This window comes from Flagellimonas alginilytica (assembly GCF_042134605.1).
Taxonomy (GTDB): Bacteria; Bacteroidota; Bacteroidia; order Flavobacteriales; family Flavobacteriaceae; genus Flagellimonas; species Flagellimonas alginolytica.
Window position 1 is genome coordinate 215,077 of record NZ_CP169638.1, and the last position, 20,722, is coordinate 235,798.

At 39.4% G+C, this 20,722-nt stretch carries 22 protein-coding genes; 9 read left to right on the forward strand and 13 right to left on the reverse strand.

The genetic code is table 11. The features are described from left to right. Nucleotides 1-446: 446 nt before the first annotated feature. From ABTP35_RS00865 to ABTP35_RS00905, 9 genes are all read left to right on the forward strand, one after another. Nucleotides 447-2,288 (forward strand): helix-turn-helix domain-containing protein, encoded by a 1,842-nt coding sequence (locus ABTP35_RS00865; protein ID WP_375334350.1) that lies wholly within the window; start codon nucleotides 447-449, stop codon nucleotides 2,286-2,288. Nucleotides 2,289-2,385: 97 nt separating this feature from the next. Continuing rightward, nucleotides 2,386-3,465 (forward strand): serine hydrolase domain-containing protein, encoded by a 1,080-nt coding sequence (locus tag ABTP35_RS00870; RefSeq protein WP_293294727.1) that lies wholly within the window; start codon nucleotides 2,386-2,388, stop codon nucleotides 3,463-3,465. 24 nt (nucleotides 3,466-3,489) lie between these two features. Next, nucleotides 3,490-4,356 (forward strand): SDR family oxidoreductase, encoded by an 867-nt coding sequence (locus ABTP35_RS00875; RefSeq protein WP_293294725.1) that lies wholly within the window; start codon nucleotides 3,490-3,492, stop codon nucleotides 4,354-4,356. Nucleotides 4,357-4,368: 12 nt separating this feature from the next. Further along, nucleotides 4,369-4,752: a hypothetical protein gene (locus ABTP35_RS00880; RefSeq protein ID WP_293294723.1), complete on the forward strand. Its 384-nt coding sequence runs from the start codon at nucleotides 4,369-4,371 to the stop codon at nucleotides 4,750-4,752. Beyond that, on the forward strand, nucleotides 4,749-5,366 hold the full coding sequence (locus tag ABTP35_RS00885) for a CatB-related O-acetyltransferase (RefSeq protein WP_293294721.1): 618 nt from the start codon (nucleotides 4,749-4,751) through the stop codon (nucleotides 5,364-5,366). Before ABTP35_RS00880 ends, ABTP35_RS00885 begins: the two co-directional genes overlap by 4 nt. A gap of 262 nt (nucleotides 5,367-5,628) precedes the next feature. Continuing rightward, nucleotides 5,629-6,273 carry a hypothetical protein gene (locus ABTP35_RS00890; RefSeq protein ID WP_252079502.1) on the forward strand — a complete coding sequence of 215 codons (645 nt, stop codon included), beginning with the start codon at nucleotides 5,629-5,631 and terminating at the stop codon, nucleotides 6,271-6,273. A gap of 37 nt (nucleotides 6,274-6,310) precedes the next feature. Then, nucleotides 6,311-7,444, forward strand: coding sequence for a serine hydrolase domain-containing protein (locus ABTP35_RS00895; RefSeq protein ID WP_375334351.1), 1,134 nt, complete (start codon nucleotides 6,311-6,313; stop codon nucleotides 7,442-7,444). Nucleotides 7,445-7,448: 4 nt separating this feature from the next. Then, on the forward strand, nucleotides 7,449-8,462 hold the full coding sequence (locus ABTP35_RS00900; RefSeq protein ID WP_293294715.1) for a hypothetical protein: 1,014 nt from the start codon (nucleotides 7,449-7,451) through the stop codon (nucleotides 8,460-8,462). Nucleotides 8,463-8,465: 3 nt separating this feature from the next. Beyond that, the gene (locus ABTP35_RS00905) at nucleotides 8,466-8,702 is read left to right on the forward strand and encodes a hypothetical protein (RefSeq protein ID WP_293294714.1); all 237 of its coding nucleotides are present in this window, start codon (nucleotides 8,466-8,468) and stop codon (nucleotides 8,700-8,702) included. A 144-nt stretch (nucleotides 8,703-8,846) separates the two neighbouring features. On the opposite strand, the gene ABTP35_RS00910 is transcribed toward ABTP35_RS00905, so the two are convergent. The 13 genes from ABTP35_RS00910 to ABTP35_RS00970 all read right to left on the reverse strand — a co-directional run bounded on the left by ABTP35_RS00910 (nucleotide 8,847) and on the right by ABTP35_RS00970 (nucleotide 20,713). After that, on the reverse strand, nucleotides 8,847-9,563 hold the full coding sequence (locus ABTP35_RS00910; protein ID WP_293294713.1) for a hypothetical protein: 717 nt from the start codon (nucleotides 9,561-9,563) through the stop codon (nucleotides 8,847-8,849). A gap of 13 nt (nucleotides 9,564-9,576) precedes the next feature. Continuing rightward, the gene (locus ABTP35_RS00915; RefSeq protein WP_293294712.1) at nucleotides 9,577-11,271 is read right to left on the reverse strand and encodes an amidohydrolase; all 1,695 of its coding nucleotides are present in this window, start codon (nucleotides 11,269-11,271) and stop codon (nucleotides 9,577-9,579) included. Between the two features lie 125 nt (nucleotides 11,272-11,396). Continuing rightward, nucleotides 11,397-12,545, reverse strand: coding sequence for a helix-turn-helix domain-containing protein (locus tag ABTP35_RS00920; protein WP_293294711.1), 1,149 nt, complete (start codon nucleotides 12,543-12,545; stop codon nucleotides 11,397-11,399). A 1,167-nt stretch (nucleotides 12,546-13,712) separates the two neighbouring features. Beyond that, nucleotides 13,713-14,840, reverse strand: a complete 1,128-nt coding sequence (locus ABTP35_RS00925) for a type II secretion system F family protein (RefSeq protein ID WP_375334352.1) — start codon at nucleotides 14,838-14,840, stop codon at nucleotides 13,713-13,715. A gap of 14 nt (nucleotides 14,841-14,854) precedes the next feature. Beyond that, on the reverse strand, nucleotides 14,855-15,319 hold the full coding sequence (locus ABTP35_RS00930) for a type II secretion system protein J (protein WP_375334353.1): 465 nt from the start codon (nucleotides 15,317-15,319) through the stop codon (nucleotides 14,855-14,857). Continuing rightward, a complete protein-coding gene (locus ABTP35_RS00935) occupies nucleotides 15,312-15,644 on the reverse strand; it encodes a hypothetical protein (RefSeq protein WP_375334354.1) in 333 nt (110 codons plus the stop codon). Before ABTP35_RS00935 ends, ABTP35_RS00930 begins: the two co-directional genes overlap by 8 nt. Continuing rightward, on the reverse strand, nucleotides 15,632-16,897 hold the full coding sequence (locus ABTP35_RS00940) for a hypothetical protein (RefSeq protein WP_375334355.1): 1,266 nt from the start codon (nucleotides 16,895-16,897) through the stop codon (nucleotides 15,632-15,634). The genes ABTP35_RS00935 and ABTP35_RS00940 overlap by 13 nt, the downstream gene beginning before the upstream one ends. Beyond that, nucleotides 16,894-17,349 carry a hypothetical protein gene (locus tag ABTP35_RS00945; protein WP_375334356.1) on the reverse strand — a complete coding sequence of 152 codons (456 nt, stop codon included), beginning with the start codon at nucleotides 17,347-17,349 and terminating at the stop codon, nucleotides 16,894-16,896. The genes ABTP35_RS00940 and ABTP35_RS00945 overlap by 4 nt, the downstream gene beginning before the upstream one ends. Further along, nucleotides 17,346-17,831 (reverse strand): hypothetical protein, encoded by a 486-nt coding sequence (locus ABTP35_RS00950; RefSeq protein WP_375334357.1) that lies wholly within the window; start codon nucleotides 17,829-17,831, stop codon nucleotides 17,346-17,348. Before ABTP35_RS00950 ends, ABTP35_RS00945 begins: the two co-directional genes overlap by 4 nt. Then, nucleotides 17,828-18,550 carry a hypothetical protein gene (locus ABTP35_RS00955; RefSeq protein ID WP_375334358.1) on the reverse strand — a complete coding sequence of 241 codons (723 nt, stop codon included), beginning with the start codon at nucleotides 18,548-18,550 and terminating at the stop codon, nucleotides 17,828-17,830. Before ABTP35_RS00955 ends, ABTP35_RS00950 begins: the two co-directional genes overlap by 4 nt. Before the next feature lie 365 nt (nucleotides 18,551-18,915). Next, entirely contained in the window at nucleotides 18,916-19,521 is a 606-nt protein-coding gene (locus ABTP35_RS00960; RefSeq protein WP_375334359.1) for an outer membrane beta-barrel protein, read from the reverse strand. A 154-nt stretch (nucleotides 19,522-19,675) separates the two neighbouring features. Beyond that, on the reverse strand, nucleotides 19,676-20,296 hold the full coding sequence (locus ABTP35_RS00965; protein WP_375334360.1) for a hypothetical protein: 621 nt from the start codon (nucleotides 20,294-20,296) through the stop codon (nucleotides 19,676-19,678). 66 nt (nucleotides 20,297-20,362) lie between these two features. Then, the gene (locus tag ABTP35_RS00970) at nucleotides 20,363-20,713 is read right to left on the reverse strand and encodes a hypothetical protein (protein WP_375334361.1); all 351 of its coding nucleotides are present in this window, start codon (nucleotides 20,711-20,713) and stop codon (nucleotides 20,363-20,365) included. Nucleotides 20,714-20,722 lie beyond the last annotated feature (9 nt).

The window sequence follows — 20,722 nt, forward strand, 5'->3', positions numbered from 1 at the left end:
ATCTGCATAAAACCTCTTGGTTTTTATATTGTTAAAGATTTTTCCTACAATTATTTATCGTATTAGAAAGACTTGTTTTTTTTACTTTAAAAGAATGGATTTTTGAAGATTCTTTGATTGCTAGATTATGTTTGCCTACAGTTTAAAATGGAAAAGCCGAACAATAGTTCAGCTTTATTTAGTCGATGACAGGTTCCACCAAAGAATATTAACCGATATCATTTTCGTTTTACGCGTTTAATCGTTTTGAACCTCCCGAACAAACGATTCGCAATCCAATTTATTCCAAACAGCTTAACATGCTTTTTCGGAAAAGAAGGCAGCAACCATTAACCTTCTATACCAATTATGTACATGGCTCCAACAAAGCAACAAAAGGTGAATAAATTAGGGGTAAAGTAAAAAATATAAACTATGTTTAAACTCTGAACAGGAAGAATATTAGGTTGCTGTTTTTTACTACTTATTTTCACCCAGTTCGCTTAGTTAAATCTATCCAGTTTATCCAACCCATGACCAATACAAAATCCATAGCAGTTTTACCCTTTGTGAATATGAGCAATGATCATGACAATGAGTATTTCTGTGATGGAATCACCGAAGAAATTATAAATGCACTGACAAAGGTAGGCCAGCTCAAGGTAATTGCCCGAACTTCTTCTTTCGCATTCAAGGGAAAAGATGTGGATGTTCGAGATATCGGTAGTCAATTGGGCGTGAATACAATTCTGGAGGGCAGCATTAAAAAATCACAAGACAGGGTCAGGATTACAGCACAATTGATCGATGTTGAAGATGGGACCCACTATTGGTCCAAAAGGTTTGACAGGGAGTTGATCGATATTTTTGATCTGGAAGATGAAATAAGTTTGGCCATTGCCGAAGAAGTCCGAAACAATTCCGGACATTTTGAAATCCAAGAGCATTTAGTCGAGAAACCTACTACCGATATAAACGCCTACCAATTGTATTTAAAAGGACGTTCCTTGCAGTTGCAATGGACACCGCAGAGCATTAAAGAAGCTATATCCTATTACGATCAGGCAATTGCTGTGGATAAAAATTATGCCAAGGCTTACTACGCAAATTTGCAATGTTATGGACTAATGGCAATGTGGGGCTATATACCTTATGAAAAAGGTATTGAATTGGCCATAAACAACCTATTAATAGCCAAGGAGCTAGACCCCTCTCTACCCGAATATCCATTATCTTATGTTGGTAAATTTTTTTGGGAAGAATGGGATTTTAAAAATGCCTATGTACACATCAACAAGGTTCTGGAAATTAATCCCAATCATATAGATGGTTTGGAAGCCATGGCAGAGCTGTTCATAGCGCTCGGCTTTTTTGAGGAGGCCCTAAACTATGCGAACAAACTTTTAGAGGTAGATCCGCTTTCAGCGAACAATCATTATACCATAGCTCATATTTATTATTACCAACGCCAATGGGAAAAGGCATTGGAAGCCGTCAGTTATGCACTGACACTTAATCCTGAACTGGAGTTGGCACATCATTTAAAATGCTTTTGTTTGATATGGCTCAATAAAAGAGATTACTTTCAAGAGTTTATACAAAACACATCTTTGTTAGCGGAAAAAAAACTATTGTTCGACCTTATCAATGGAGAACAAATTGAAGTTCCCGCTGAAATAATTGAAAAATGGTCACAACGAGACGACAAAGAAACTATGCTGGTCCCGTACGATGTGTTTATTTTAAGTAATTCGCACCACAAAGAACTTGCTTTTTCTCGATTAGCAGAAATGATCGATCAGAGGCGCGGTCAAATTATAAACTACAGACAAGAACCGTTTTTACAGCCATTGCACAAAACAAGGGGATTTGACGAACTGCACCGTTCCAACCTATCCATTTCCGATATCAAACTCCCAAAGGAGGAAGAAGAAAAATCGACCTCAACGATTTTAAGTGATGCTCAAATAAAAAGTTTAAAAGAAAAGCTGCTTACCTATTTTAAGGAAGAGGAACCATACTTAAATCAACAATTAAGTTTAAAGTTTGTTGCCGAGTTTTTAGGATTGAACACCAATAAAATGTCATTCCTGATCAACAAAGCGTTTCATACCAATTATAACGATTTTGTTAACTCCTACCGCTTAAACCATTTTAAAACCATAGCATTAGATCCTAAAAATTCACATCTTACCATACTTGGATTGGCTTACGATAGTGGTTTTAATTCCAAAAGTGTATTCAATACCTACTTTAAAAAAATGGAAGGAATGACCCCTAGGGCTTGGATGAAAGCCAGCCTGTCCTAAACTTCCCCTACTTCGTTTCAGATTATAATTTAGAACGATTGTCATATCGATCCGGTGAATCTTTGCCCTAAAATCAATAATCTAAAAACGAACAGTTATGACAACATTACACAAATTCTTAGTCCCATTGGCAATTAGCACGGTCATGCTTTTTACATCTTGCTCAAAAGATGACGACAATAGCACACCTACAGTTGATTACACTACCGTTGAAAATTTATTAACCGAGATCGACTTTAAAGGGTATGCCATTATCACAAAAAATGGAAACGATTTGGTACGACAGGGTTTTGGTTTGGCCAATGAAAATACTGCATTGCCACAAAACTACGATCTGGCCTACCGAATTGGTTCGGTAAGCAAAACATTGACGGCCGCTGCGGTTGTTCAGTTAAAACGTGATGGTCTCATCTCTGGTTTTGATCAAACCCTGGATGAGTTCGATATTGAATTTCCAAACGGCGACCAAATTACCCTTGCCCATTTATTATCGCACCAATCGGGTATTCCTGATTATCAATTAATAATTGAAGATGCCTACGAACAAGGCGAAACTTTGGATGAAGAAGATATTTACGGAGTCATTATCGAAATGATCGATGAAAACGGACTCAATTTTGTACCGGGCGAGGGAAAGGAATATTCAAACTCAAACTTTTTAATTGCCGCCATGTTGATTCAAGAATTATCGGGAACCGCCCATCACGAATACATTGAGCAAAACATTTTGCTTCCTTTGGAAATGGAAGACACCTACAAAGGGTCTGACGAAATTGATACCGACATCCATGCCCAAGGGTACAATAACGGCAACATCAATAGCACATATCCTATGACCATTGCATTTGGTGCAGGTGATTTTAGCAGTACACCAAGAAATATGGAAACTTGGACCAATGCCGTAAGAACAAATTGGTTTACCGAAGCTGAAAAAGCCGAAATATTTGCCCATGATGTACCGAGTGGTTATGTGGATTTTGGCCTTGGTTGGTTTACGACCCAAGAGGGCAATACCAGCATGTATTGGCACGGTGGGGATATCAATGGGTACTGGAGCATGATCGGTTTTATACCAAAATATGATGCTACCATTGTGCTATTAAGCAACCAGCAAGATGATACAGGAGCACAACGCAATACCATTATCCAGCAATTATTGACGAACGAGTTCAATTAAAACAACCCTCTAAATATATTGATAATGAAACATACCAACGTATTATTGGCAGGCGCCACAGGGTATTTAGGGACTTACTTATTAAAAGAATTGATTGCAAAAGAAAATCAGGTAGTAGCCATTGTCCGTAATCCTGAGAAACTAAAAATCACCGATGAAAATTATTTAGAGCTTAAACAAGCCGAGGTTACCAAACCGGAATCCTTGCGGGACATCTGTAAAGGCATCGACACGATAATATCAACCGTTGGCATTACCCGGCAAAAAGACGGCCTGACCTATATGGATGTAGATTATAAGGCCAATATGAATTTGTTGGAAGAAGCCAAAAAGGCCCGTGTAAACCACTTTGTTTATGTTTCTGCAATCGATGGGGACAAATACAGAGACCTAAAAATTTTCGAGGCCAAGGAAAAGTTTGTCGATGCCCTAAAATCTTCCGGACTGGTCTATACAATAGTGAGACCAAATGGATTTTTCTCGGATATGGAAGATTTTTTACACATGGCCAAATCCGGTCGGGTGTACGTGTTCGGGTCTGGCAATCAAAAATTCAACCCAATACATGGTGAAGATCTGGCGAGGACCATTGTAAATTCATTGGAGGAACAACCTAAAGAATTGACCCTTGGAGGACCCGATGTAATTAGCCTAAATACAATTGGAGAACTGGCCCTGACCGCATTGGACAAACCCGTAAAAATCGTTCATTTACCCGATTGGTCGAGAAAACTTACCATCTGGTTCCTTAGAACTTTTACCAGTGTAAAAACCTATGGCCCGATAGAGTTCTTTTTGACCTTAATGGCAGAGGACCATATTGCACCAACTTTTGGAGAACATCATTTAAAGGAGCATTACATTGAAGTGGCCAAAACCCTGAAAGATTAAACTGAACCTGCCATGAAAACTTGGGAAAAAGGGATATTAATTATTGTATCGGGTTACTGCGCAATGCATTTAGCCATCGTTATGCAAATAGTACCACATCATATTGTATGGGGCGGTAAAATCGATTCCATTGAAAAACTTTTCGTATTGGAAGGATTTGCATTGGCAACAATGCTATTTCTAGGGACGGTCCTAGCTATGAAAAACAAGATTATAAAACCTATTTTTACGGATAAGGTTATAAAAAGGATACTATTGGTATTTTCGGTGTTTTTTATATTGAATACCCTTGGTAACCTTATGGCAGAAACCAATATTGAAAAAGTCCAGGCCGTTATCACCCTGTACTTGGCCTTTGCGTTGTTCAAATCATCAAAACAAATTGAAACTTTATGAAAATTCCTGACCCAAATACGGTTTACCCATTGGCGAATTACAAAAATCTATGTTTTTTAAAAAACTACATCAACAACCCTAACATAGTAGTTGGTGATTATACCTATTACGATGATTTTGAAGATGTAGGCAATTTTGAGAAAAACGTAAAATATCATTTTGATTTTGTTGGGGACAAGCTCATCATCGGTAAGTTTTGTATGATCGCATCGGACGCCACTTTTATAATGAACGGGGGCAATCATTTAACAGAAGCCACATCAGCATATCCGTTTGCCATTTTCGGCGGTGCTTGGCAAGATGCCATGCAAGGCAAAAGTTACCCGACCAAAGGGGACACGGTTATCGGGAATGATGTATGGATCGGGCACGGTGCGACCCTTATGCCGGGAGTGAAAATTGGTGATGGCGCCATAATCGCTACAAAGGCTGTAGTGACAAAAGATGTGGAACCCTACACTATAGTTGGCGGAAATCCAGCGAAAGAAATAAAAAAGCGTTTTTCCGAGGATATCATCTCAAAACTATTGGAACTGCAATGGTGGGATTGGGATATTGAAAAAATCACCCAAAATGTACATAAACTCACTACCGAACCCGAGGCGCTTTTCTGAAAAAAACAAGTCGTCTAAAAATCAAACGCACTATACCTATGGGGCTTCACGGTTAACCGTGAAGCCTTTTTTCTTGATGGCCCTTGCCCTACCCTATTACACACAATGATCAAAGACCCCCAGGGAACCCTGTCCACAATTCTAAACAAAAAGGTTTGGAATCATAATTCAGTACGATTGGCCTTCCATTTCGTGATTTCTTTGCGTCATTAAATCAAGTTATTCATACATCAAAAAACGAACAGTCAAACAATTATCAAAAATGAAAAAACTAATTATCATCTGCCTAACACTTTGTACTTTCAATGCTTTTGCACAGGACAACACCGAATCATTGAACAATAATGGTTCGGCGTTCAAATACAGGGCCAGCTTTCCGGCAATTATCTTGGCCAACATTGGTGAAGGAGGACAAAGAACCAACACCCAGCACATTGAGCTTCACGTAAAGCGCGAATTGGATTCAAAGAACATCATTGGGGTCAAATTCGCTACTTGGAGGTTGTTTCAGCCCATGGGCATTCAATGGTGGGATGGCCTTTTGGACAAAATAGATTCTGAAACTGAGTTCTATCCCGGTTATCTGAGGGAAACAGGCATAGGAATATCGTACCAACGCATGCTCTGGAAAGGATTGTTCGCCTCGGTGGAAGTATTGCCCCAATACAAAACGTATTTGGATTTGAACGACAAAAAAATAGCGAACGGCTTTAAGCTCTATACCTCGTATCACCTTGGTTATCACATTGCTTTTGGCAAAAAGAAACGCATATTTATAGAACCTCAGATCCATTGCCAAAACTGGATGTTCGATACCAACACCCCGGAGGCATTTAAACAATTGGACAATAAATGGAAATCCTATTTCCTTTTTGAGCCCAACCTGTATGTGGGGATAAAATTTTAATTTAAAGAACGATCAAACCATTTTTATAATTAGCAATATGAAAACTATACTTTCAGGTTTAATACTATTGATGGGATTTTCCTGCCTTGGCCAACAAACTATAAACAAGGGCATCGAAACATTGTTTTATGCCCAATTGGAAAGAGAGAATGTACACAATGCCTTTTTGCAGGTGTACTCCAAATCCAAAGGCATCGACATTCAGTTGGCCGATAACGATAACGGTTCAGAAAACCCTTTGTCCATAGACAACCCCATATATACGGCCAGCATCACTAAAATGCTAACGGCCACCGCCATTGGTATTTTAAAGGATGGCAAGAAGTTGGGTTTTGAAGACAAGATATACCGGTACCTTCCGGAGCAATTGATGAAGAACCTGCATGTGTTTGAGGGTAAAGCGTATTCCAAGGACATTACAATTGCCCAGTTATTGCAACACACTTCAGGTTTACCGGATTACTTTACGGGCACCACAGTTGATGGAAGTCCGAATGTTATCAATCAATTATTGGTCGATACGAATAAATCTTGGTCCCCCCAAGATATGATCGAGTTTGCCAAAGAAAAGATGAAGCCCCATTTTGTTCCTGGGCAAGGGTATCATTATACCGATACGGAATATGTGCTTTTGGCCCTGATCATTGAAAATATAAGCGGCACCTCTTTAGATCGGTTCTTTCAACAGTTCATTTTTGAACCTTTGGGAATGGATGCCTCTTATATCAATTTAAAATCAGCCCCCATAAAAAACCAATTGCCCATGGCCCAATTTTATGCCGGTGATATAGCCCTATCATCTATTCAAAGCTTGAGTGCCGACTGGGGCGGTGGCGGTCTGGTGTCCACGACCCAAGATCTTATCCAATTTCTAAGAGCCTTTCAAGACGATAAAATCGTAAAAAAAGAAACCCGTTTGGCCATGCAACATTGGGTGCGCGAAACCAAAGGAATGGAATATGGTTTTGGGATACGAAAAGTATCTTTCAAAAACCTTTTTGATACCGATACAAAATTGGAAATTATAGGTCATACTGGCAGTACCGCCTCTTTTTTATGGTACTGTCCTCAACTGGATACGTATATTGCAGGTACCTTGAACCAATTGGAAGCTTCAAGGAGCACACCGCAATTGGTGTTCGAAATACTTACCTTAATTGAAAATAAATAGTCGTATGGGGACCCTACACAAAGTATTGATCCATTTTTTGATTCTTATCATCTCTACAGTATTAAACATACTGTTTGCCCAAACAGCTAACAAAATAGATTGGCAAGAGGATCTTAAAACCTACAGGTCTTCCTTGGAAGAAAGACACATCCATCTCTATCATTCGGTGACCGAAGGGGAGTTTACCAAGGAGTGGAACGCTATTTACGACCGTGTCGGTAACTTGGGCGATTTTGATATCATTCTTGAGCTAATGCGGTTAACAAGACTTGTGAATGATGGCCATACGGCTGTATCGTTAAGAAATGTGCCCATACATCGGTTTCCTTTTGAGGTCAAATTTATAGATCAGGGATGGTATGTGATAAAGGCGGACAAATCATATGAAAACTTGTTGAAACTAAGATTGTCCGCCATTGATGGTGTTCCGGTCGAAGAAGTTATGGCCAAGGTTTCCGAAGTGGCCCAGTTTGTGGAAAACGAATACTCACAAAGCATCAGGACAGGAAGTTATATGAATATCAGCGAATTGCTCTTTGCGCTTCATATTACCAGGAATGAGCAAGAAGCCGTGTTTACTTTTCTTGACCCAAATAATAAGGAAGTAAAAATAACATTGGAGGCCATAGACGAAGCTTCATACCATAAAACAACGGATTTTGTTCATGTAAGCAGCGGAGTGCCCGAAATAACCAAACCAAACAACCCCAAATTCCCCTATTTGTGGTACGCACCTATCCAAGGTACCAAGGCCCTCTATATTAATTTTGAAAGCTACCCGACCTTTGCACAGATGCAGGTCTTTGGGGAAGAGCTGGTTGGCTATATTTCTGCGAATCAGATAAAACAGGTGGTGATAGATATGCGCAACAATGGTGGCGGCGATCTGTATGTCGGCGTGGTTTTGGCCTATGCCCTGAACCTTGCCGATTCCATAGACTGGGAGAAAGGGGTGTATGTATTGACAAGTAACAGAACTTTTTCTGCAGGAACCAGTAATGCAGCGCTATTTAAATAACTGTTGAACGCAAAAGTTGTAGGTCAGCCCACCGGTTCCAATCCGAATGGATACCAAGATATGGACAGTTTTACATTGCCCAATTCAAAATTAACGATAACCTATTCCAAAAGACTTTTTCGTTTATCCAATCAAGAAAACACGGCCCTACAACCAGATAGTTTGATAACCGAGACACGCAGTGATTTGCTTAAAGGGACCGATACAGTTTTAAAGGAACTAATAACAGGTTTGCAATAAAAATTTTATACCCACCAGTTAGGATATCTTTAAAAATACCTCCGGTATCATGATTACTTCCATACTTATCATTAAAAAGAGTGAAAAGAGCTAGCGGATAAAATCCATCTAATAATTTATTCGCTTTTCAGCCATTTAAACAATCTAGAAATAAAAAGTGCAACCCACCCTAAAAGTATCTGATTTTGAAGTAAAATTGGGATACCATCCGGCATTGACCTTGAACTTGTTGGGCGTGACTATATGGTTAAAATTGAATTCCCCTTGCCAAACGGTGTCAAAATCAAAAAAAGTGACAATGGGATTCACAAAGACAAAGGAGCGTTGATCAAACTTATAACTTAGGTTGGTCTGTAGACCAAATCCACTTGATCCAGATTCGGTCAAATACACATAGCTAAGACCAGGGAACAATGAGACTTTTTGGTTCAATGCCAAGCCCACAACCCCACCTACACCAATGGACCACGTATCCCCTCCCAATCCATTTTCGGCTGAACCTGTCGGAATAGTTATGTCCGCAAAGGGGACAACGGCAATGACAGTCGGGGACAAATTTCGTTTAGCAGCGTAAAAATAGCGTACCCGAACATCCGATAACCCAAATTTATCGGTGGCATCATTGTACAGTAATGGAACCTCGGCCAATATCAAATTATCAGGGTTGATGGCATATTGATAATTGATACGGGTTCCATACATATTGTATCCCTCACCGGAGGTAAACTCAGCTAATGTGTTTAACTGGGTATAAAGATTGGTCGGTTTTGAAGGATCAATGTCTTGATCGTTATTTTCTTGTGAAAACAGTGCCGTGGAAAAAAGTACAAAACAACATGTAATGACTTTAACATATCTCATGATGAAATTGGATTTATTGGTTTTTCGTATAAACAAGTTCTCCGTTTTTATAGGTTTTCAAAACAACGATATCCTTGAGTTTCATAGGATCTATCTTTAGTGGATTTTCGGACAGAACGACCATATCTGCCAACTTCCCTTTTTTTAATGAGCCCTTGGTGTCCTCTTCAAAATGTTGGTACGCTCCCCATATAGTAATGGATTTCAATGCTTCATAAGGTGTCAATGCCTCCTCCGGGGCGATTATATCACCACTACGTGTCACACGGTTTATGGTCGTCCACATGATCATCATCAAATTTGGAAGAGCAATCGGTGCATCGGTATGACTGGTCACGATTCCACACTTTTCAAGTGCGGTCTTAATCGGGCTAATATGACTGCCTTTTTCCTCTCCTATCAACTCTCGGTGCCAATCTCCCCAATAAAAAGTATGCATTGGGAACAATGACGGAATGATATCATATTTGGCCAAGCTATCAATTTGATCATAGCGTAAGTACTGTCCATGAATCAAGGTAGTGCGACGGTCACCACTTCCATACTTATCTACCGCATTAGCAACCGTTTTGATAAATTGGTCGATGGCGGCATCACCATTGGCATGACAAAGTAATTGCCAATCATTTTCATAGGCTTTATCAACAATCTCTTGGACCTTGTTGTCATCTGGAATTGCAGGATAACCTTTGTAATCTTTGCCGGCTCCCGGAGGTGGCACCAAATAAGGTTCTGTTCGCCAAGCCGTTTTTCCTTGAGGGGAACCGTCCAAGGTAAGCTTGAACCCTGCTATACGATAATGGTCCTTATAGTTTTTATCGTACCATGAAGTTTCCATTTTTTCAGGAAGACTATAATCTATGTATGCCGGTACATCTACGATCAAATCCCCACTTTCCGCAAAAATGGCGAGGGACTCATGGGAGGCTTGCGCCCTACCCTCTTGAACCGTGGTGTACCCAAAACTTAGGGCTATATCCTGGGCCGCATTGAAGAAAAGTTTTATTTTTTCCGGAGTGGTTGGCGTAGTGAGCTTAAACGACATAGGGATACTCGCTAGTTCCTCCAAAACACCATTGGGTTCATTGGTGCCTTCTATTCGCCTTATTTTTCCACCATCTGGATCGTGGGTTTCGGCGGTATAGCCCATTTTTTCCAATCCCAGACTGTTCATAACTGAAATATGTCCCGAAATATGGATTGCCAATACAGGGTATTCAGTGGAAACTTTATCCAAATCTTCCTTGGTGGGATGCTCCCCAAAGATGGCATCATCATACCCAACACCAACAATCCAACCATCAAATATTTCAGGGTCGTTGTTCTCAGCCCATGTTTTAAGGGTCGATACCAAATCATCAATGGTATTTACCTTCCCATCAGGATCTGCCAATAAATTTGCTCCCAAGGCCTGTGCACCCAAACTGGAAAAATGAATGTGACCATCCACAAAACCAGGCAACAAGGTTTTGCCTTGTAGATCCACTTCCTTGGCATTCTTAAACTGTTCTTTCGCATCTTGCAAAGGTCCGACATAGACGATGGTATCCTCTTTTGTCACCAGGGCTTCTACATAATCGGGCTCCTCACCTTCCATGGTTATAATGTCCCCATTAAAATAAACAGTGGTATTTTCTTGAACGACAGTGGATTCTTTACATGCATAAAAAATCAATAATGTCAGTGACAGTACACTAAGTTTGCGCATAGTTTGTATGGGATTAATGTTTTCCCCAAAACTATAAAAGTGGATGTCTCAACTTGAGATAAATGGATTCCAATGTTGTCCAATATTATAAATTTGAACAGATTTCCCTGCTTAAAAAGAGCCCTTTACTTTGTCTGTGTGGGTGTTTGATATTCAGAAGGACAGACCCCTGTTTGGTTCCGGAATGCTTTGATGAAGGTAGTTCGGGAACCAAACCCAACCTCCTTGGCTATCCCATCCATGGAGAGATTTTTCCATTGCGGATTGTCCCATGCTTCCAAGGCCATCTTAATCCTCCTTTCATTGACCAATTGGTTAAAATTCATTCCATAAATATGGTTAATCAAATGGGAAACAGCGTGCTTCTTAAGTTTAAGGGCATCTGCCAAGTCCTGTTGCCTAAACGCTATCTTTAAAAATTCTTTGTTTGTGGTAAAATAATCTTCTATACTCTTATGGTATCCTTCAATTTCTTTGGGAGAATATGATAACGACCTATTTTTTTTCGATTTCTTTGGCTTGACTTCTTGAAGCCCTTCGCCATAAATGATTTCCGGTTTCAGAAAAAAATACAGTACAATTCCCAAAAGGGTTATACCATACATGCCGGATGCCACACCATGTAAGATTCCTTCATAGGACTTGGTGACAATGCCAATCAACGCAAATATGGAACAGGTGGAAAGTAACAGGCCTGGTAAAAACCACCATGTGCAGTTCCAACGTTCTTGTTTGCCCTTATGATTTTTGTCCCTCATACATACAATGGCCTTTCGCATGATAAAAACATAGAGAATGGTTCCAAGGACCAACTGTCCCACGTAATTGTAATAGACAGGAACGAAGCTTTCATGGGCATAATATATATTTTCCCTACCTCCTTGGTATAACGGTTTCAAATATTCCTGTTTCACTGTGCTATCGAGCATATAAAATGGGATATGTTCCAACGTGTTGAAAATTGGAAGAATAAACAAGGACCACTCCCACCACTTTATCGGGCTTTCTGGTTCCAATTTTAACCTTCCAAGCAAATAGAAACAAATAGGAATTACATAGGGCAGGGCAATCCCGGTACGATAAAAATGGGGATATATCATCATTTGTTCACTGACGACCATATAGATCAAGAAACTATAGTAGGTCAGGGATAGAACAAAAATGAGCAATAAGGATTTGTTCAAGATTCTCTCCTTGGATTTGACCCATACAATGATCAGGGCAAAAACACCCACACCGGTACTGCATATTGTAAGGAGGTCTACAATTTCCATGACTTAACTTGTGGGGGAAGAATTTGAGATAGGTGTTAAACTACCCTTAAACAAAGGAAATAAAGAAATGCACAACTAACAAGTATATAATGAACTAACTATATCAGTTTCTGTAGTTACAATTAAATTACGCATATAAGAATTTATGCGATAGCTCTTTCTTAATAAAACGATGCTTAGGAATTCCACAGTTATACATTCCAACCAATCAAGGTTTGAAAAATGTAGTTTGTTTTTAGTGGAACCGTCGGTGGTATGGTTGTAAAAATTGAACGTATCTCCCAGGTTCACTTATAAATTGAGCGGAAGATCACACACAAATCAAAATTGTAACCAAAGCGCCATCTACCTTTATCTGTAACGCTCGCATACAAAACAGCCCATTGACCTTCCCCAAAATCTCAATAAGAAGGGCTGTAGAAGGCCACGTAAACCGGATAAAGAGCATTAAAAGTCAAACGTATGGTAGTCTATAGTGTAAAAAAGTGGACTATTTCAAACCGGTTAATAATTTCCAAAAATGAGGAAGAACACATCACCCTGAAATAGCCACCTTGTGCCTTCTAGTAAAGAAACAGATTGATAAATGATTGTTTTTCTACATTTTGTAACCTTTTTAGTGTGAATACTGTGAAAGTTAAAACATAAGAAAAATGGTTCTAAAAGTCATTTAAAGTTACAACAAGAACTGTAAGTGTTTGCTCCCGATGGGAACACGCTTGATATGATTTTAGATGGTTTTAAATGAATTCAAACGATATGCCTAAAAACACAAAACACTGAAAATCATAAGATTAACAGTGTTTTGATTTTACTTAAATAAGGTAAGTCGGGATGACTGAACCATCCATATTATTGTAAGTTGTTGTTAATCAGAAACTAGCACTGATAGTATAAATCCTGCACACCTTATTGCACATTTTTGTATGGATTGAGCATAAGTACATATCCTCAGGGAATAAAAATAGTCAAAACTGTTCAAAAAGGAACAAATATTTTAAAAGCTACATCCACGTTATGTAAAATCTGGACAATCCTTCCAAATCAAATAGTGAATCCTTTGTGCTCTAGATATTTGATAAATCAAAGTATTGAATTTTCAATATTTGTAGTTGAAATAAATACATCAGTATTTATCGTAACTATGGTTTTAGGATGTATTCATTATCATCCACCAAGCACACTGCTCAACTTAAACATCGGCAAATACATGGATACCAAGATAACACCTACAAAAATACCGATGACAATGATAATGAAAGGTTCTATAACGGTAGATAACATTTTAGATTTCTGTTGTACTTCCATAGCATATTGTTGGTTCAGCTTTTTGAAGATATATTCGGTCTGATTGGTCTCCTCGGCCACTTTGACCAATGAAACAATTTTATGGTCAAAAACCTGGTTACCCTGTAAACTTTGATGTAAGCTTACCCCTTTCAATATTCTTGCCTCCATGGTATCCAAGGCATCCTTCAAGGGAAAGAAGGGCAACATTTTCTTTACCATTTGTACACTGTTAAGCATGGGAACTTTGGAGCTGGTCAAAAGTGCCACCGCTTGGGTGAAGTGCGCCAAATAGACTAATCTTATAAAATTGCCCAGATACGGAATCTTAAGCATTAGGTAGTCCCATTTTCGTTTGAAGACTTCCTTTTGCATCAAAGGTTTCCGCAATACAATGAATATGGTCAATACCAATAAAAATAGTAAACCATAGTCCTCAATAAAATTGGAAATGCCAATAATGTACCGAGTTATAGCTGGCAGTTCCACCTCATTTTGTTCAAAAATGTCCTTGAACATGGGAACCACCATCCGCAACATAAATACTACAACCAAGATTGCCGTACAAAAAATGATCAACGGATAGGTCAACGCATTGACCAAATTTCTTCGTTGCTCATTTTTTTGGGAGAAGAAAATAACCAATTCCTGGAGTATGGCTCCCAAATTCCCGCTTTCCTCACCTATTTCAACGGAATAATATTCGTACTCCGTAAACTCCTTTCGCTGTTGCAGGACTTCCGAAAAGCTGAGGCCACTGTCCAGTTCTTGTACCATTCCTTCCAAAAACAGCTTCACTTTTTCTTTTTTTTGGTTGGAGGCAACAAGCTCCAAAGCTTCACGTAGTTGTAGTCCCGCCTTCAACAAGATGGAAAGCTCACCGTAAAAGCCTTCCTTTCGTCTGGAGTTAAAGAAGGAACCAAACAGGGCAATCTCTTTTTTCAGCCATTTATTTACACTATCCTTTTGCTTTGGCGCAGCACTGGTCTGGTTTATTGTATGTTCCAATTTAAAACCCATTGTCAATCGATATAACTTGTTGCTGCGTTCTCCTTGTACACAAATAGCCTCACCACGTCGTGCCGTCCCAAATACACATCCAAGGCATCTATCTCGCCGTTGGTTACAGACTCTGTTTCAAAATAAGGAGTTAATTCACGAATGTGAACCTTAAAGGTATCTTGAGCTTTTACCACCATTTGTTCCATAAAATGGTAACGGATCCGTTGCAATTCATTTGCCATGATCATCTCCTTGGTCCCACTCTCGTACCAAATTCTATCATGCGAATGGTAATCTGCCCAAAGGTTCTGTTTCAACCTTCTTATTTCGGCTGCCTCTGTATAGTTGGAGGCTATGCCACTCATCTGTACCTGTACCAATCGCAAAACACTGTAGGCCATACCCACCACCAATGCCGTGATTAGCAATACCACAAGCATTTCGTGGAGGGTAAAGGTTTTTATACGATGGTTCAACCTATTCATCTGGTTTAGTATAGGTAACTTCCCTTTTGCTGATTGTATTTATCGCCAAAAAGACGATTGCCTTTGTTCCATTAACCTCCTTTTCTTGCACGGAAATATCCCATGCGTCCAATTCAACGTAGTAGGGCAAGGAAAGTTTTCCATGTTCATAGGTATATTGCAAAAACAGCAGTTCCTGTCTTACGGGGTCATCGTTTGTTGTTATCGTGTTTGAAAACAAAGCGTTCAGGGTCAAGCTGGCCATCATAAACACCACTACGATCAGCACCGTGGCGACCAAAGTTTCCATAAGCGTGGAGCCCTTTATTTTCCTTAATACATCCATTTTACCACACTGTTTGTTCGTTTGTCCCCATAGACCAAACCGCTGAATTCCATTGGCAATAAAGAAGCGTTAATCTCACCGTTGAACAGATGGTTCAGGTAAGTGTGTCCATTTTCAAAAGCAACAAATGAATCCGTAATAACACTTCCATAGACGCTGCCCTTGAGTTCCAGGCTCTGTTCGCAATAGATTTCTCCTACCAATACTGCTCCCTCATCGACCGTTATGAACAGGGGCAGTCCTTCTTGTTCTGTTTTGTCCAGATAAAGTACCGAGCCGGCTATGGTGGATCCTCGTCCGATTGAAAGGGCAGGCTCCCTTGTCCTATTGATAGCTGTCGTATTGGATGGGTCACTTTGTAACGCCAAAATAGTGGGGTATTCCAGTTGGCAGTTGGTTCCCACCATTAGCCTTTTGTTCGAAATAGCCTGAAAAGACCCTATTACCCCATCCCCTATTACAATTTTTGGGGCGATTAGGATGATATCCCGCAACCTTGCTACAGAAGTGACACGAATCTCATTGGTCGCCCTAATGATAATGTTTCCTGAGAGTACTACATTCTCTAATTCGATATCGTTGTCCTCGATGAGCAGGGTTTCGTTGGTAAAGCTATTTTTTATATCAGTGTCGGCCCGCAAGTTGATACGGTTACCCTTGAAATTCTGGTATGTACTGGTAAATTTTTGCAGTTGTTGATTGGCTTCCTGATTGATACTGGGGAGTTCTCCTTGGCTTCTATAGCTGTTGCCATACACCAGTTGGGGTCTGGTATACCCATATCCTCCGATATTGCCCATCTTGATGCCCCGTTCGGGCAAATAGGTATCACCCACAATCTTGGCACGGCCCGCAACGACCAAGGGTCGGTTGGCATCCTTTAGATACAGCGCTGGGCGCTTCTCCGCTTCATGACCCACAAGGGCCAATTTCTCAAAACGCAACTTCCCCTTTTCTGATACTACTTTCCTTTTTTCAATCAGTCCCCAAAAATCCTTCGAGACCGTTGTGCGTATCCGAGAGGTATTAGGACCCAACGTTGTCCGTTGTCCACTGCGCATAGGGTTATCAAGGGATGTACTTAATCCAGAATTCGCCTCTTGGATTAAATCTACCAAGGTATCCGATCGTTTGTCCAATAAAGCATTGCCATGGTTCATCAAAATGAATCCGAAAAGCAGGAGTACGATGATAGTCCCTATGAAGAGCACGAACTGTAGTGCCCCTGCTTTTATTTTTGTATTGAACATCATTGGAGCGATATAGTTTCCGATTGCCCGTCGAAGCGGACCTTGATTTGCTTGTCATTGCCATAGACCAAGGTCACACCGTTGATTTCCTCCTTTAAGGACATCATGTGTTGCTGCCCATCTATGGAAATAAAAAATAGGATGTTTCCTGAACCTGATTCTTTGACCAGACCTGAGTACACAATGCTTCTTTTCTGAACCATCTCCTTTTTAATCTTTCTTTGGACCACCTTCTTTTTGGTGCTGGGTAGGGTACCTAAAAAAGGGTCTCGATAATCTGCATTAATGGAGAAGGTATCCTTTTCGGTTGCGATCTGGACCATCTTAGGCTTTGGGGCTTTTATTGGTGACATATCGGGTTCATGGGTCAGGGGGCTGATTATCTTAAAACCAATAATGCCCCAAATTACAAGCACTAAACACAACAATAAATATGTCTTGGTATTCTTGCTCATTGGTCAGCGCCAGTAGTATGGGGTTGTATAGCATTGGTTCCCTTATTGATCATTGTCGATTGAAGAGAGGTAATGTTTACCGCTTCCGTTTCTTCTTCATCTATTATTTGAAAACTGTGTGTAGAAAACTGAGTTTTAAAACCACTATTGAACGCATTTACCCGCCATGTGTACATTCCATCAGCAAGGTTTTGATCGATATGATTAGGAACATAACCAAGTGAGTCTTTTTCCAAAATACTATCCAAAACCAGTTGTGCTGGATTTTCAAAATCTGGGGTTGCTACTTGAATATGATAGCCGTGTGCCTCTTCCAAGTGTTGCCAGCTAAGGCTCAATAAATTCTTATCCAAAACAACTCCATCTGCAGGAGCCAGAAGGATTACTTTCTCTACGGAAATATCGGGCACTTCCAGTATATCTTCACAACTACTGAGCCCGATCAAAAAAAATAGTCCAATAACAAATATTCGCTTGCTCATAACTTTAAATAATCCGGTGTTTTATTCAGTGTTTTAGGGTTGGAAACTGTGGCACCGGGACAGGTACCGCCATCTATGAGAATTTGTGCTATATTCAACTTTCCTCGCTTATTTTTCCGCCAACAAAGTACAGCGGTTTTAAAGTCAAAGATTTCCAAGGTTGACAATTCAACAGCCTCTGTCCTTCCAGCACCCCTGTTGTAAAGAGTTAATACTTCATTATGATCAGTTTTGAGATAGAATTGTTCTGCGGCTTCCAATCTATGAGCCGTTTCTTCAGGGACCATAAAAGATATATGGGTCATTATCCTTAAATCTGTATCCTCCTGAAGGTATTTTCTTTGGCTTGAGTTCTCGTCCCGGTTTAACTCTTCGACCAAATGTACCATATCGGTTATTTTGAGTTGATAATATCGTGGTGCCTTAGTTTGGACAGTGTCTGTAAATAAAGCAGAAGGGTTTTTTCCCAAATAGTCCCTATACTTGGAATATCTGGTCTTCATGCTTTTGTTGAAAGCAATAGATTCAAAAGCTACTGCTATAGGGCTACTTAAATAGGGTTCCCCTATTTTTTGAAAGTTTTTTTTGAACAAACCTGATTGATGCTTGCCCAAAGAACCTATCAGGGGCAATTGGGACGGTACGTTTTGGATTTTGCCCATTGGCCCACAAGCGTTGAACAACAATGCCATACATATTATGGTAAGTGTAGGTCGCATAAGTAAAATTTGGACATGTTTTTAACTCCTAACCACTTGTTAGAAAAAATATTTTGCGATAAAAAAGTGAGGTTTTCAGGAAAAGTGCAGAGGTTGTTATTTCCTGTCCTCATAATTACGATATTTTTCAATGATAGACAAATATTGTAGGGATAAAGTTAAACTGCGTTTCTAAAATCGATATCATTATAATTTTACCCCAAAGAACCAACCACAACTTTAAATAACGTTTTTAATTTACCGTAAAAAACTTTCCTATCCATAAAATGACATCGTCTCCTTACTTATCTTCGATTACTTTTACTCAGCTAAATTCAATACTGCAGTATGATAATTCTCAAATTAAAATAATCAAGTTGATTCATTTATTGCAATCTATATCGAACTCCAAATCCAATATATGGAGCTACTCGATTATGAATCTGTTGTTGAAATACCGAAATAACTTTACTGAATCCCTGTTCAAAGCCAGCTACTAAGTCAATAATAAAAGATTCATTTTGTATGAATTTTACACCAAAACCGCCTTGGAGGGCAAAATCCATATTTTCAGTTTCATCTTTAAGGTCGAAATCATTCTGCTTTGCACTAAGCAAAAAAGACATGGATGGACCCAGATGGAAATATGGGCGAACCGAATTAATTGTTGATAAATAAAGTCTGGGAGATGCGTAAAATGAAAGGTAATTGAAATTCCCAGAAAAACTATTGTTGTTGTACACAAGATTATTTCCTCCTTTTGATGAGTAACCAATCTTTCCAAGAAGAGAAAAATTATCAGAGATTAGAAAATCTGAGGTAAAAAATGCAGCAATTTTACTTGTGCTGCCAGAGGTGGTTCCATGATATTCCAATTGTGCGACATTAATCCCAAGTTCACCACCTATTTCTATTTTCTTTTGAGCATAACTCAATAAGGGAACAATAAAAAGGATTGCAATACCCACAAGTTTAGGTCTTAAAAAATTCATACATTATAATTAAATCGTTGATTGTCAATAATAATATATTTTTAAGTTTCAATCAGCTCTCATTTGATGAATGGCAGATATGAATTCATAGATTCATATCAAAAAGAAAATGGTGCTTGCATTGGCGGGCGGCCTATTAATGTATTCGCCTTCCCTATTCAAAAAATAAATCTTCTATTTTTTGATTCCCATAGTACAATGAACCGGATGTTACATTTTCAGGCACCACAAAAATCATATCCGCCTTTCTTTTTCTAAAACATTTGATTTCAAAATAATATCTGAAAACAGTTTTGTAACCTAAGTAGTGCCATTGTAATGGATAGGTTATATTTTCATAATCCATATAAGTGTACTCCTCAAAACTGTCCTTGATGCTTGGATCATATTTGTAGCCCGCCCAAGTGGTAATTTTCCTGTCATCTTCCATTAAAAGGCGGTTGACACCATCACTAAAACGAAGAATGGGGTACTCGAAACTTGAGGGCCTGACCCTTTGTTTAGCACTATTTAGAATCAATGATAACGGATTTGGGTCAAAACACACTTTTTCACCTGTCTTGGACCTAAGGCGGATTCGAACCCTAAAGAACTTGCATTCCTTTTGTGTTCTCAAATTTGTTCTCAACTGTATATCGGACAATGTCTTAAAATTGACTATTTCTGTTTTGAAGGGACTGTCTTGAAGAACGGTCTTCTGACCACACAGGAAATTGCCATAGGTCAGCATCAAAAACAGAAAAAGCACCGTGCTCTTCACTGAATTTTTATTCATGGATTTGGGTTTTTATATTAATTCCTTCTCGTATGGGTCGGGCAAGTGCTCATGCTAAAGCTGCTATCAATAATACAACCGCCTGCCCTTTTTGTTATTGTTTGGCCCTAGGTCCACATCGCTCACCTCTGGATTCCCCTCCGAATAGATCACCCTCACCTCCTTGCCCTCGCAGCCACGGCTGCCGTCATCGCACTCGAAATAGGAAGTGGCCATTTCATTGCTATAAATACTGTCTCCAACATGATATTGGTATTCCAAAAAATAGTCTGCTCTCCTAGAGTGGGATAACTTCAATATTTTTCCAGTAGTTATGACCCCATCTTTCTTTAATATAAGGGAAAGCCTATAATTCCAAAGCAGTCCCCCGGCAATTATTGCTCCTAATATCAATATGAAATATTGTTTCTTGCTCATCTGACATTG

What these genes read in the sequence shown, in the direction of transcription:
- ABTP35_RS00910 (WP_293294713.1), bottom strand. Translation starts at nt 9,563, where the DNA reads ATGAGATATGTTAAAGTCATTACATGTTGTTTTGTACTTTTTTCCACG.
- ABTP35_RS00950 (WP_375334357.1), bottom strand. Translation starts at nt 17,831, where the DNA reads ATGAGCAAGCGAATATTTGTTATTGGACTATTTTTTTTGATCGGGCTC.
- ABTP35_RS00970 (WP_375334361.1), bottom strand. Translation starts at nt 20,713, where the DNA reads ATGAGCAAGAAACAATATTTCATATTGATATTAGGAGCAATAATTGCC.
- ABTP35_RS00875 (WP_293294725.1), top strand. Translation starts at nt 3,490, where the DNA reads ATGAAACATACCAACGTATTATTGGCAGGCGCCACAGGGTATTTAGGG.
- ABTP35_RS00940 (WP_375334355.1), bottom strand. Translation starts at nt 16,897, where the DNA reads ATGATGTTCAATACAAAAATAAAAGCAGGGGCACTACAGTTCGTGCTC.
- ABTP35_RS00900 (WP_293294715.1), top strand. Translation starts at nt 7,449, where the DNA reads ATGGGGACCCTACACAAAGTATTGATCCATTTTTTGATTCTTATCATC.
- ABTP35_RS00920 (WP_293294711.1), bottom strand. Translation starts at nt 12,545, where the DNA reads ATGGAAATTGTAGACCTCCTTACAATATGCAGTACCGGTGTGGGTGTT.
- ABTP35_RS00870 (WP_293294727.1), top strand. Translation starts at nt 2,386, where the DNA reads ATGACAACATTACACAAATTCTTAGTCCCATTGGCAATTAGCACGGTC.
- ABTP35_RS00945 (WP_375334356.1), bottom strand. Translation starts at nt 17,349, where the DNA reads ATGAGCAAGAATACCAAGACATATTTATTGTTGTGTTTAGTGCTTGTA.
- ABTP35_RS00960 (WP_375334359.1), bottom strand. Translation starts at nt 19,521, where the DNA reads ATGAATTTTTTAAGACCTAAACTTGTGGGTATTGCAATCCTTTTTATT.
- ABTP35_RS00885 (WP_293294721.1), top strand. Translation starts at nt 4,749, where the DNA reads ATGAAAATTCCTGACCCAAATACGGTTTACCCATTGGCGAATTACAAA.
- ABTP35_RS00930 (WP_375334353.1), bottom strand. Translation starts at nt 15,319, where the DNA reads ATGAATAGGTTGAACCATCGTATAAAAACCTTTACCCTCCACGAAATG.
- ABTP35_RS00895 (WP_375334351.1), top strand. Translation starts at nt 6,311, where the DNA reads ATGAAAACTATACTTTCAGGTTTAATACTATTGATGGGATTTTCCTGC.
- ABTP35_RS00935 (WP_375334354.1), bottom strand. Translation starts at nt 15,644, where the DNA reads ATGGATGTATTAAGGAAAATAAAGGGCTCCACGCTTATGGAAACTTTG.
- ABTP35_RS00880 (WP_293294723.1), top strand. Translation starts at nt 4,369, where the DNA reads ATGAAAACTTGGGAAAAAGGGATATTAATTATTGTATCGGGTTACTGC.
- ABTP35_RS00965 (WP_375334360.1), bottom strand. Translation starts at nt 20,296, where the DNA reads ATGAATAAAAATTCAGTGAAGAGCACGGTGCTTTTTCTGTTTTTGATG.
- ABTP35_RS00955 (WP_375334358.1), bottom strand. Translation starts at nt 18,550, where the DNA reads ATGCGACCTACACTTACCATAATATGTATGGCATTGTTGTTCAACGCT.
- ABTP35_RS00890 (WP_252079502.1), top strand. Translation starts at nt 5,629, where the DNA reads ATGAAAAAACTAATTATCATCTGCCTAACACTTTGTACTTTCAATGCT.
- ABTP35_RS00915 (WP_293294712.1), bottom strand. Translation starts at nt 11,271, where the DNA reads ATGCGCAAACTTAGTGTACTGTCACTGACATTATTGATTTTTTATGCA.